The 12,613-nt window shown below is 54.6% G+C and carries 6 protein-coding genes and 1 pseudogene; 2 read left to right on the top strand and 5 right to left on the bottom strand.

The features are described 5' to 3' along the window. Positions 1-341: 341 nt before the first annotated feature. Positions 342-1,148, bottom strand: coding sequence for a SapC family protein (locus ACR0CZ_RS00930; RefSeq protein WP_170394550.1), 807 nt, complete (start codon positions 1,146-1,148; stop codon positions 342-344). Positions 1,149-1,212: 64 nt separating this feature from the next. Further along, positions 1,213-5,067, bottom strand: a complete 3,855-nt coding sequence (locus ACR0CZ_RS00925) for an Ig-like domain-containing protein (RefSeq protein ID WP_170394553.1) — start codon at positions 5,065-5,067, stop codon at positions 1,213-1,215. Positions 5,068-5,416: 349 nt separating this feature from the next. Between ACR0CZ_RS00925 and ACR0CZ_RS00920 the strand changes: the two genes are divergently transcribed. Continuing rightward, on the top strand, positions 5,417-7,330 hold the full coding sequence (locus tag ACR0CZ_RS00920; protein ID WP_480503041.1) for a M10 family metallopeptidase C-terminal domain-containing protein: 1,914 nt from the start codon (positions 5,417-5,419) through the stop codon (positions 7,328-7,330). 20 nt (positions 7,331-7,350) lie between these two features. Here ACR0CZ_RS00920 and ACR0CZ_RS00915 read toward each other — a convergent pair whose 3' ends face one another. The 3 genes from ACR0CZ_RS00915 to ACR0CZ_RS00905 all read right to left on the bottom strand — a co-directional run bounded on the left by ACR0CZ_RS00915 (position 7,351) and on the right by ACR0CZ_RS00905 (position 12,089). Then, positions 7,351-8,658: an HlyD family type I secretion periplasmic adaptor subunit gene (locus ACR0CZ_RS00915; protein ID WP_170394559.1), complete on the bottom strand. Its 1,308-nt coding sequence runs from the start codon at positions 8,656-8,658 to the stop codon at positions 7,351-7,353. Beyond that, complete coding sequence (locus ACR0CZ_RS00910; RefSeq protein WP_170394562.1) at positions 8,658-10,397, bottom strand: type I secretion system permease/ATPase; 1,740 nt, start codon at positions 10,395-10,397, stop codon at positions 8,658-8,660. The genes ACR0CZ_RS00915 and ACR0CZ_RS00910 overlap by 1 nt, the downstream gene beginning before the upstream one ends. 360 nt (positions 10,398-10,757) lie before the next feature. Next, a complete protein-coding gene (locus ACR0CZ_RS00905; RefSeq protein ID WP_480503043.1) occupies positions 10,758-12,089 on the bottom strand; it encodes a nucleotide sugar dehydrogenase in 1,332 nt (443 codons plus the stop codon). Positions 12,090-12,444: 355 nt separating this feature from the next. Between ACR0CZ_RS00905 and ACR0CZ_RS00900 the strand changes: the two are divergent. After that, positions 12,445-12,558: pseudogene (locus ACR0CZ_RS00900) on the top strand (IS5/IS1182 family transposase); the annotation flags it as partial. Between the last annotated feature and the right edge of the window lie 55 nt (positions 12,559-12,613).

Below are 12,613 nucleotides of genomic sequence, written 5' to 3'. Positions count from 1 at the left end.
GCCAGTAAGGGGGCGCTTCACTACTATTGGAGTTCGTCTGAACGGGCCGCGCTATCAACCCCAATAAGGCCTGAGCCAAGAATGCACCGCCAGCGGCATTCTGGTAAGCTTGGATTGTCCTTGTTTTGGACCCACTTCGTGCCACAATCGAACTGCTCTGAACAGCCTGTCGCACTTGTTGGTCAAAAGCGTTCTTTGAAAGTTGTTTTGATCGTGCTGTTGCGCTTGCTCCGGTCGTTCCTCGCGTTAAAGATGTCTCGACATCGGCTAGGTTGGGCGTTGAGGTGCAGGCTGAAACTGACAGTAACCCCGCTGTTATGCCAAGGATTCCAAGCCCGAGCTTAACCCATTGCATGGATCGCGCCCTCCTTGCATTGTCCGTGCCGAACCTCTTCAGCAAGTGCAGTCATGAATCCGCCAAAGGTGTCGTTTTGTTCTGAACTCCTCGTGCCTGATTGGCTCTGTGCACTGGACAGCCAAACGCAATGCGACAGGGATACTTGATGAGCGTGAATCAACCGTAGCGCGCCGCTGGAAAGCAGGGCCAATTTATAAGACTCGGGCAATCGTTCCAGCAGAATTGGATCAACGCCCCAGTAACCCTCGGTCAAAGTGACGCCATTCTGTTCGTCCAGTGGTACAAGCAGACCCATTTCAGCGATCAAAGAGCAGACTTGGTCCGTTTTGTTTGCCGAGGCCAGGCGATTTTGCAGAAAGCGGCGCACACGGCAGAGATCCTGCGTCAAAAGCCCGTCCACTGTAAAAAATGGTTGGTCCTTAGGGTCATGTGTTACCAACCCTGAATCCTCGTCGACAAACAGACGTGACCGAGAGTCGCCCTTTTTTGAGGCTTCTGCCTGGAATGGAAAGCAACGCAACGCTGAGGGCACATAAGGCGCAAGCCAGCGACCGTTTTGGTCGACGAAAGGCGGTGCCATTTCCGGGATGACTGAGAATAGTGCGACGGGAGAAAAACCTGTTTGGTTTGACAGGAACACAATCGGAAAAGATGTGGCAATTTGCGGAACTTCTGAGATGACGATAGGACAGGCGTCCATCTCTGCAACAAATTGGTATGATGTGAACCGGCGCCAGAATCGATTCCTGTGCCGTACAAGGCTGACTGGGAAAAGGCCGTTCTCTGCCATGTGATCCTCTTGTTCTGAAGAGGCGAGGCTACATTTGTGCATCGCCCCAAGCTACGTGAGCCGTTTAGGCTGAAGCGCCAGTTGGGTCAGTGATCAGGATGTTGTCGTCGGACAAACTGCTCAGATTGGAAAGGCCATCGAACTGTGCAAGCGCTTCGACCGACGCCGAATCTGGGCCAGAGTAGTCAACCTTGACCAGAATGCTGTCAGTGCCGTCCGTTGCCAGCAGATACATCTCATCACCTGATTGAGCACCATTCAGGTTTTCGGCTGCGCTAGTGATTGTATCCAGATCAAGGTCCGAAAGCGTGGTCTCCAGCCCGACGAACCCGGTGTTGGCACCAATTGTGCTGCCGGCCACCAAGGTCTCGACACCGGTCCCGTTGCCGCGAAGCGATGTGGTATTCAACCCCTGGAACATCAAGGCGTCAGAAACGCTGGCTGCTGGGCCCAGTGTGAAACCATTGATCGTATCAATGCCATTTGAAGATGGGTCAGCTTCGAAAACGATGACGTCTCGACCTGCCCCGGACACATCTATGGTGTCGTCGCCCTGGTTGCCGCGGATGACATCATCAACATCCGAGCCCGTAATGGTATCATTCCCACCGGTGCCGAGATGGAGCTGTGATGGCCCTCCGTCTGGAGTGGTCAACGTCAAGACGATGGGTTGGTTCGCGTCCTGAACTGTCATGGTAAATGTCACCACAGGCTGCGATAAATCCCCATAGCTCGTGGCCGCGCCCGCGAAACTGATTGCGGAACCTCCATTCGGGTTAGCCAGAAAGAGATTGAAGTCAGGGTTTTCTGACTCGGAGCCGCTATCGTAGGTCGCCACCGAAGGATCGAACCCCAGCTCGGCGGTAAAGGCCAGACCGCTTGAGATATCGCGATCGGAATCTGCGTAGACCTCGAACGTCACTGTCGTTCCGCTGCGACCGGCTTCAACGATGGTGTAGGCCGCCGGAACATGAGCAATTGCCTGTTCGGACACCGGGTCAGGATCGGGGCCGCCTGCGACTGTCGCCTGTGCTTCGAAATCGAGGGCGTCTCCCGCTTCAATCGAGGCAAAGCTTGCAGCAGGCGCGGACAGGGTCCAGCTCCCATCGGCTGCAACTGTGGCCGAACCAAGCGAGACCGAGTTAAGCGTGAGATCGACCGCTTGTCCGGCAGACAGGCCCGCGGAACTGCCTGATACGGTCATTCCAGTGTTTTGTGCATCGATCAGCGACACGGCACTATTGGCACCCACATCATCGATGTAGAGGATAGGTTTGAAATCCGTGGCCAACATGGTTGTCGCATCGGTTGCCGGGTTTCCTGCGGCGTCTTGAACCGATGCCGTGACCGCAAAATTGCCTCCATCGGCCAAACTGGCCAAATCCGCCGAAGGAATGCTTGTGCTCCACAAGCCACCAGAAACCACCGCACTGTAGGTCTGGCTATTAAGGCTAATCGTTACAATCTGCCCGTCCTCGGCATTTGTTGTCCCCGACACATTGAGGTCTGTTCCCTGTTCAACGATATCCAGAACCCATCCAACCGAAAGCGGGTTCAATGCAATTGTTGGTGCGCTGAGGTCGGTGCTGAAACTGGTCGTCGCAGCATTCGTGTTGCCAGCCGCATCCGTGATTGAGGCGTTCACGTCATACGTTTGCCCGTCCTGCAGGCTGCTCAAATCTGCAGCAGCCGCTGTGAATGTCCAGATGCCACCATTTACAGTGGCGGTTCCGCCGGTCAGAACCGCACCTCCGGATTGGATGATCTGTACCGAAACTTGCGTACCATTGGCCGCATCAGAAGTTCCCGAGACCACCAGATCCGTTGCTTGTTCGGTCAGGTTGACTACTGCTCCATCTGAGAGTGATGATATGGCGAGCGACGGGGCGGAGAAGTCCGTGTCGAAGCTGTTGGTCGCCTGTATCGCCGGATTGCCGGCGGCATCCGATACATCCGCTATCGCGCTGATCGTAGCTCCATCGGGTAGCGTCGCCAAATCCGCCGAGGGGACACTCACCGACCACCCCCCGGTTGAAGCCTGTCCAGTGTAGGATTGGCCGTTCAGATTTACGGTGATTGTCTGACCATCTTCGGCGGATGTAGTGCCCGTAATGGTCAAGTCCGTACCACGTTCCGCAGCATTCAAAACCGCTCCGCCCGAAAAACTGTCGATACTCAGAGTTGGGGCGGTGACATCTTTGGATAAGTTGACGCTGACTTGCGGTGCGACAAGGCCGTCGGCATCCGTCACGTCGCCCGTGATATTGAAGTCTCCACCATCGGCAAGCGCTATGAGATCGGCGCTGGGGATTGTCACACTCCAACTGCCGCCCGAGACCGAGTCGGTATAAGTCTGCCCATCAAGGGTTACTGTTACCTGCTGCCCGTCGGTTACGTTCCCTGTTGTCCCGCTTACGACCAGGTCAGATCCGGTTTCGACCGCATTCAGGATAGCCCCGACCGACAAGGGAGTGATTGCAATTGATGGGCCCGTAAGATCGACCGGAACGGATACCGATATCGGTGTTGCCGAATTGCCTGCTGTGTCGCTGACGGCAACTGAAACGGATGCGGGCACACCGGTAGTCAAACCAGACAAATCGGCATTCGGGATCGTCACTGACCAACTGCCGCCCGATACAGAACCCGTGTAATCCTGACCGTCGAATGATACATTGACCATCTGGCCGTTTTCAGCTGTGGTCGTGCCCGACAAGACAAGATCCCCAACGACATCGGCCAGATCTATTGAACCGCCACCCACTGGGTTTAGTGTCAGATCAGGCGCGGTCAGATCAGTGTCAAAACTTCCATTGGCCTGAGCTGCTGGGTTCCCAGCGCGATCCGATACATCAGCCGTCACCGTGACGCTTGACCCGTCTGGCAGCGTGGTAAGATCTGAAGCGGGCACCGAAACGCTCCAGCCGCCGCCCGAAACGGTGCCACTATAGGATTGTCCACCAATCGCTACCGTTACGGTCTGCCCATTCTCGGCATCCGTTGTGCCAGAGATTTCGAGATTTGTGCCTTGTTCTGCAGCATTCATTACCGCACCCGCCGAGAATGTATCGATGGTCAGGACCGGCGGAATGGTATCAACATCGAACCTTGCGGTTTCAGCCGATAGCTCCATCCCGCTACCATCCAGATGGCGCACGGAAACATCCGAGATCCCCTGAGGCAGGGCCGCTGCCTCGGCCTGCGTCAGTGAAACGCTCCAGCTTCCGTCGCCTGCAGGAGTGACTGATTTTGTCACCGATCCGATGGTAACTTCGACAGTCGTTGTTCCATCCGGCGCTGTTGTTTGGCTGCTGAGATTGCTCAATGCGTTTGATTGCAGCTCAGCCAGGTTCAGGCTGGGCGGTCGAGGAGGTGAGGGGGTAACGGTGGGTTCGGCATCAGTTTCATCGTCGCTGTCTCCACCGCCGCCGCCTCCGCCACCGGCAGCTGCAGCACCGGCTATTCCCAACCCGCCCAAGGCCAGCCCGGCACCGCTTACGCCACCTGCGGTCGCTGCGGTCGCACCTGCGGCCTCTGCGGCTAGACCTAATTGTGCAATTTCGCCGACGACTTCATCTGCAACCATTATGGTGCCGTTTTCCAGAATCTGTACGTTCTCGGCAGAGACAACAATCGTCCGCCCATCTGTCAGTTTCAGCTGCACGTCGCCATTCGAAAGCAGCTTTGCCACCCGAACGCCCGGAATTGACTCAGCAAACTGATGAGACGCAAGCTGTTCATTGGTGGCCTGCGCAAGAGCTGGTAATGCGAATAGTGTCGAGCCAAGGCCGCCAGCAACCCCGCGTCCTACCCATCGCTGAAGTTTTTTGTCGAACCATTTGCGGATATGGCGCGTACGTTGCGCATCGGGCCCGGCGTCCGTGGTCGATTTATTGGTCGAAACGGTATCTTTGGTCATTTTGCCCTCTCATTAGATGGACGCTGGTCGTTGCGTGATATGCTGTTTTCGGCCGATCTGGTCTGTGGTTTGATCTTCTGAGCCATTCGACCGCTGCGAAAAATTTGAGTTAATCTGGAACTGAAGTCCTTGTTTTCACCACATTTCTGTTCTGGTTCAGAACCGAACATCGTTTCATCCTGTATGTGTTGCCAGGGGTGGCAGGGGGTAACGGGCGATGATGCTTCAGTTCGAAAGAGTGGTGGCAACGGGGACCGCAGCGCTCGATTCAGGTATCGGCGATACGGCTTTAAAAACGTTTAACGGGGAAACGTATCTTTACAGCACGAGCGGATCCGGGGGAGGGCTCGTGTCTTGGCGCCTTGTGGAGGGGGCTGGCCCACAAGAACAGGACCAACAATATTTCGATGCCTCGATTGCCCATCAGGTCGGGCACAGCGGAACCCCGATTCATCTGGCGGGCAATGATCAACTGGTCCTCGACGTCGATACTGCCACAGGGCTTGTGGGTTATCAACTAAACGCGGATGGCACTATCGGTGCCTTGCAAGAAACCAATGCCTTGACTGGCGGCGGGGATATCGCTGCAGCGGTTCAGGTGACGATTGGCGCTGGCGACTTGCTTGCGCTTGCGCATGAGGACACAGGCCAGATCGGCACCTACAGTATTAATGGTGATGGATCGCTGAGCCCGGCGCATAGCATCAACGCGTCTGCCAGTACGCTTCAGACCCTGCAATCGGGGTCGAATCATTTCATAGTCGGCGCAGATGCAACCAGTGGAACAATCTCGTCATATTCGATCGATCAAGGCAGCGGCGTGCTCTCTGAGGTTGCCGGTAATGACGATATCCAAACGCTGGGCATCAGTTCTCCTACGGCGGTTGAGGCAATTCAAGCCTATGGAAAGTCATGGATTGTTGTGGCCGGATCGCAAAGCAATTCGCTAAGCGTTATGGAATTGGGCGCCAGCGGGCAGTTAAAACCGACGGATCATATTCTGGACACCCTGCATACCCGGTTTGGGGCCGTACAGGATCTTTCAATTCTTGAAGTTAATGGTCGGGTTTTCGTGGTGGCTGGGGGCGGGGATGATGGGATCACGCTGTTTACAATGACGCCGGACGGGCAGCTCATCCATATGGATAGTTTTGCTGATACCCTGGACAGTGGATTGCAAAATGTCCAAACGATCAGCGTTGCGCATATGGGGGATGAGCTGCAGATATTTGTATCATCTCAACAGGATGCAGGGCTCACTCAGTTGAGCGTATCGATTGCCGACCTTGGAATTGTTGTCGAAGGCTTCGGTACAGTAACCGGTACCGCGCAGGACGACATGCTAAAAGGCGGTGTACTGGACACTATTCTGGACGGCGGAGCAGGGGACGATATGCTGATTACGGGCACTAGTTCCACGACCATGACGGGTGGTGCTGGCGCGGACATCTTTGTGATCCGTCAAACAAGTGGCCCGACTGTGATCACGGACTTTCAGGCCGGCACCGATCGTTTGGATCTGACCGATTATCCTTTTCTGCGCACCCCAGCGCAGTTGGATTTCACTTCCACCGCTCGAGGCGCCCAAATCGCTTATCGCGACGAAACGATAGAACTTGTTTCAGCTAATGGCACCTCCCTGACAACTGAGCAGGTATTCGGCGCAGGGTTTGGTGGTCCCGATCATATTCCTGTCAATCTGGGTAGCGGGCCGGATAACAACTCATCAGACGGGGTAGCTGGTGGGTTCACGCTGAATTCGACGACTCCAAACGCAGCGTTGGGAAATGCTGAAATCCGGTTCACCCCAGACGGAGGGTCTGCAATTGTTGCGCAGGCAAATGCACAAGGTGAATTTGATCTGGATCTACCAGACGGCGCGTTTCCCGGCCAATTGGACATCATTAAATCGTATTCAACGGCAAGCAGCGAGATAACAGCGCTGGATGCATTGCAGGTTTTGCGCATGTCGGTTGGACTTGATCCGACATGGGGTCCGGCAACGGCCGAAAATTACATCGCGGCCGATATCACCCGGGATGGATCGGTAAACGCGTTGGATGCACTGGCAATTCTTCAGGTTGCGGTTGGCCAGCCTTCTGCGCACAACGCTGAGTGGGTTTTTCTGGATGCAAATGCGGATCTATCCGGAATTTCACGCAGCAACGTCACCTACGAAACCGGAGCAGAGGTCACTATTGTTGATAGTGATCTGTCGGTCGACATGACCTCAATACTGCTTGGCAATATCGAGGCAGTTTGAATGAGACTGCGTGACCGGTGCTATTCTCGAAACGCGCGGTAGAAGTAATCTGCCAATGGTTTGACCAGGTAAGAAAGCGGAGTGCGTTCATCAGTTTTGATCATGGCTTCGACAGGCATACCCGGCAACAGTTCCTGGCCATTCAAACGGTCCAGTTGTCCTTCGTCAGGCACAACTTCAGCACGGTAGAAGGTAAAGCCGCTTGTCTCATCTGTGAATGAATCTGCTGAGACATTGATCACACGGCCATTCAGCTCGGGCGTGTCGCGTTGATTGAATGCGGGAAAGCGCAGGGCGACTTCCTGTCCGCGATGTAACTGATCCACATGCAACGCATCCACCCGTGCTGCGACCAACAAGGGCGTATCCTGCGGTACTACATACATCATCGGCTCACCCGGCTGGATCACAGACTGGATGGCAAAAACCTGACTGTCGTAAACTGTGCCAGCGACGGGTGCACGGATGTCTAGACGCGACAAACGCTCGGAAAGGGAAAGACGACGTTCTGCCAGTTCTACAACGCGAGACTGCACATCCCGAAGCTCGGTGATGGCTTCTTCGCGCCGCGTGGCCTGCAATTCAACAATTTGAATTTCGGTCGTAGCGATCTGGCCTGTCAGTCGCGCAACTGTGGATTCGAGGCTGCCAATTTGCCCTGTTAGATTTGCCTCTTCCCGCTGCAATGCAGAAACGCGGCTGGCCTGTGTCAGGCCGCGATCAAGCAAACCTTGCTGATCTTCGAGCTCCGTTCTGATCAATTCGACCTGAGTATTCAGTGACGCCAATTGCGCCTGCGTCCCCTCAATCTCGTTCTGGATCTGTATCTTCTGTTTCCCAAGCTGGTCGATCTGCTGGGTCAGCGTTTCCAACCTGGCGTTGAACAGACGTTGTTGGCCTTCCAACAGATCGTCGTCGATCGATTCGCGGGCTTTGAGCTCTTGCAGATTTTGCTTTAACGTATCTGCGTTCGCACCATCCCGTTCAGCCTCTAGCCGGGTCTTTCGGGCAAGTAACTCAAATAGCTGAGATTCCACGATCGTTTGCTCCGAGGCCAAAAACGTATCGTCAAGCCGCAGCATCATGTCCCCACGCGCCACTGCGTCACCGTCACGTACGAATATCTCGCCTACAACGCCACCATCGGGGTGTTCGATGACCTGACGATTGCTCTGAACTTCGATCACACCTTGCGAGATAATAGCACCGGCCAGCTCAGTGCGGACGCTCCATAATCCCAGTCCCAGGATCAAAACTGCCAGAGCCAAAAGGCCGACAAAAGCGGGCGCTTTAATACTCCAAACGGGACGTGAACTCTTGTCTGCCATTATTCACCCACCTTGTTCAGGTGCCTTTTGATAACGTTGGCATTTTGGACCATCGTGTTCAAAACTTCATCGCGCCCACCGGATTTGACGATCTGGCCCTTCTCGACAACGACAAGATCGTCGCATTCCGAGATCGCCTGAGGCCGGTGCGTCATGATGATCGTGGATTTGCCCGCGCTCTTGAGCTCGCGGACCGCGTTGTTCAGGGCGAGGGTTCCGTCTGCATCCAGGGCCGAGTTTGGCTCATCCAGAATCAACAATACCGGATTGCCATAGAGAGCGCGCGCCAATGCAATCCGCTGTTTCTGCCCACCGGAAAGCTGGCTGTCATTGCCCTCAAGGAAGGTATCGTATCCTTTCTCAAGCCCCAGAATCAGCTCATGCGCATTGGCTGTTTTCGCTGCGGCAACTACAGCTTCGGGATCAGGGGTTTGTGACATCCGGGCGATGTTTTCAGCAACCGTTCCGTTAAAGAGGGTCACTTGCTGTGGCAAATAGCCAATATGTTGCCCAAGATCATCAGGGTCGTATTGATCAAGTGTAGCGCCGGCCAAACGGATTTCCCCTGCCGCCGGTTGCCAAAGGCCCAACAACGCTTTGGCTAGGGTTGTTTTGCCAGACCCACTTTTACCAATCACACCCAGAGCTGTGCCGGGGCGCAACTCAAGTGCCGCATTCCGTAGCGTCGGTGTCTTCGCGCCCGGAGGGATCACCGTCAGGCCCTTTGCGACAAGATGTGCTTTGGGAACGGGCAGTTTGGTGCGCGACGCCTCGGGGGGCGTTGAATCAAGAAATGTGTTCAGGTTAATCCATGCCGTGCGCGCGCGTTCGATCATCGACCATTGACCCACCGCCATTTCGACCGGAGCCAAAGCGCGACCTAGAAGGATCGTGCCAGCAATCATAGCACCGGGCGTCATTTCGTTGCGCAGAACCAGCAACGCGCCAAGCGCCAGCATGGCGGATTGCAAAAACAGCCGCAGAGACTTGGTCAACGAAGTAAAGCTGCCGGTCCAGTCGCTTGCGGATATGGATTGAGAAAGCGCCTCGGTGCGTTGGTTCAACCAGCGTTTTGAGACATCTTCCTGCATGCCCTGAGATCTGACGACCTCGGCAGCTTGTCTGGCGTGTTCAGAAAATGCATTTGCTTTGGCAGAGGCGATTTGAGCATCTGCCACTTTGCGATGGGTCAACGCTTGGTTTAGTAGGGCGATAACAACCAGAAGCGTTCCGCCTGCGACGGCCAACCAGCCTAGCAACGGGTGGAACAGGAAAATTGCAGCCACAAAGATTGGAGTCCAAGGGATGTCCATCACCGCCAACAAAACGGGCGAGGCACATAGTGCACGGATCGATTCTAGATCTCGCAATGCAGTCGCAGGTGCTGATCGAACCTGTGGGAACAATGCGCGTCGCATGGTCCCTTCAAACACGCGTTCATCGAGTGCTGATTGAAATCGCGCTCCGAACCGAGCCACAATTCGGCCGCGCGCATAGTCCAACATCGCCATCAGCGCATAAAGCAGCGCGACAAGCAGAAATAGCGCTGATAAAGTCTCGACCGAGCGTGACCCAAGGACCCGATCATACACTTGCAGCATGAACAGCGGTCCGGTCAGCATAAGCAGATTGACAAAAACGCTGAAAATGAAGGCAAGCGCCAGGAAACTGTTCCCCTGATTACGCACCTTTCGCAGCTCATGGCGCTGAGGCGGGGTGTTGCGGTTTTTCAAGCTCACGCGTTTTGGCCCTTGATTGCTCACAATTGGAACTCGTCAACAGCCAATCTTCCTGTACCCGAAGGCGGCCTGACATTTCCCGCAACTATATCTGCCTACCTGCACCGGAACAACGCGCGTTTCATGCGCCGCCAATTGTTTAGGCGGTGTTCGTACCGATGAATTGATTGGAATGGCAGGAAAGTGCCGACATTTTTGCCTTGCGGGTCCAATTCTAAGCGCATTCATCCAGCGCTTAGGACACCGTCAAACCATTCAGAGTTTTGGTCCCGCGTAAGCGGTCATACGAGCGACAGCCGTTCCTAAGTACCATCCGCCAGGTGTTCCGGCCCTGCTCGGCAAAGCCGGTCGCAGTTTCATTTAAGCACGAACAATATTTTGCTCAGAGGTACGGTATTTACCGCGGGTGTCGATGAGGAGCTTCGCGTGATTTTTGATCAACTCATAATCAAAGGCATCGTGATTGGTCGCCAGAATAACTGCATCCTGCTCCGACAGAACCTCAGGGGTAAGGGTTTCAGATGACAATTCAAAGAAGTGTTCCCGCATCGTGGGAAATTCGGGCACATGGGGGTCCGAGTAGCTGAGGTCTCCTCCATTGTCTCGGATCAGCTCCATCAAGGTGACAGAAGGGCTCTCTCGCATGTCGTCGACATTTTTTTTGTACGCGATGCCCAAAACCATGATTTTACTGCCACGAATCGCTTTGCTGCGATCATTCAGCGCATTGGCGAGTTTGCCAAACACATATTCCGGCATCGCCGTGTTCACTTCACCGGCCAATTCGATGAAGCGTGTGTTGATGCCGTATTCACGTGCTTTCCAGGTCAGGTAAAATGGATCGATAGGGATGCAGTGCCCTCCAAGTCCCGGACCCGGATAGTAAGGCGTAAACCCGAAGGGTTTGGTCGCGGCCGCGTCGATAACCTCAAAAATATCGATCCCCATGCGGTCAGCAACGATTTTCATCTCGTTCACGAGGCCAATGTTTACCGCCCGGTGGATATTTTCCAGAAGCTTTGTCATCTCGGCAGTCTCGGTCGAGCTTACCGGTACGAGCTTATCAATCGCGTGCTCATAAAGCGCGATGCCCGCCCTCAGGCAAGCCTCTGTATGTCCGCCGACCACTTTTGGGATTGTATTAGTCGTAAAATCAGGGTTGGCGGGGTCTTCGCGTTCGGGTGAGTAGACAGCAAAAAGATCCTCACCAACCTCAAGTCCATTTTTCTCAAGCCGAGGCAAAACTTCTTCTTTGGTTGTGCCTGGATAAGTCGTGCTTTCCAGCGCAATAACCTGACCCGGACGCAAATGATCTGATATTTGGTCACACGTATCGGTGACAAAGCTCAGATCTGGCTCGCGATATTTGTTGAGTGGCGTTGGCACGCAAAGCATAATGCCATCCGCCTCAGCGATACGCGAAAAATCCGTGGTAGCCTCGAACCCATTTTCCCGTGCCGCTGTGATGCGGGCATCGTCGATATGCTCAATCGAACTGTGACCGGAGTTTAAGTCCTGCACCTTTGTGGCATCCAGGTCGAAGCCAATGACCCGGTATCCAATTTCGGTATATCTGAGGGCCAGGGGCTGTCCGACATATCCCAGTCCAACAATCCCGATCACAGCCTGCTTCGCATTAAGTTTGTGTAGCAGGTTGTCCAGTGATGTCTGTGTCATGACAAAATCGCTCATTATCTAAGTCTGCGCAGGAAAGTCAGAGGGGGCCCGAATACGAAGTCGCGTCTCTACTAGTTGCTTTGGTGGAAAAGGCAATGGGTATTTGCTTTGCAAACAGTTTTGGCCATTGTAACTTCGTCAAGTTCGGAATCCATTCACTTGCAGCTTTCACTTTTTTCCCGATTGGAAAATTGAACTGAAATCATGATTGAGTTCATCGGCTGGCTGACGCGCAGATAGCACGCCTAGACCCTTCATCCCGAAGTCGCCTAGAAAGCCCCGGTTCGACGATAGGTGTGTACTGAGAGAAATAGTCTTTTTCATTCACAATGATATGCGCTGACGTGCCGCTCCTGCCGATTATGGTCCGCGCAAGACCCCGGTCAAATATGACAAGCGTCGGTACAGACGGCAAAACCGCGTCGAGATCATGTCCGGCAGGCTCAAGGGTCTAATGCGCGTTGCGACGCGCTTTGACCGCTGTCTGTCTCTCAGCCATCGCTCTCGCGGAAACCGCCATCCATCGGTTGGAAGGCCTG

Source organism: Ruegeria sp. H9 (genome assembly GCF_056532915.1).
The sequence above is the reverse complement of the archived record's forward strand: the minus strand, read 5'-3'. Positions and strand labels throughout refer to the sequence as shown.

Excerpts from the sequence above, each read along its gene's own strand:
- ACR0CZ_RS00905 (WP_480503043.1), bottom strand. The coding sequence starts at position 12,089 with ATGAGCGATTTTGTCATGACACAGACATCACTGGACAACCTGCTACAC.
- ACR0CZ_RS00925 (WP_170394553.1), bottom strand. The coding sequence starts at position 5,067 with ATGACCAAAGATACCGTTTCGACCAATAAATCGACCACGGACGCCGGG.
- ACR0CZ_RS00930 (WP_170394550.1), bottom strand. The coding sequence starts at position 1,148 with ATGGCAGAGAACGGCCTTTTCCCAGTCAGCCTTGTACGGCACAGGAAT.
- ACR0CZ_RS00915 (WP_170394559.1), bottom strand. The coding sequence starts at position 8,658 with ATGGCAGACAAGAGTTCACGTCCCGTTTGGAGTATTAAAGCGCCCGCT.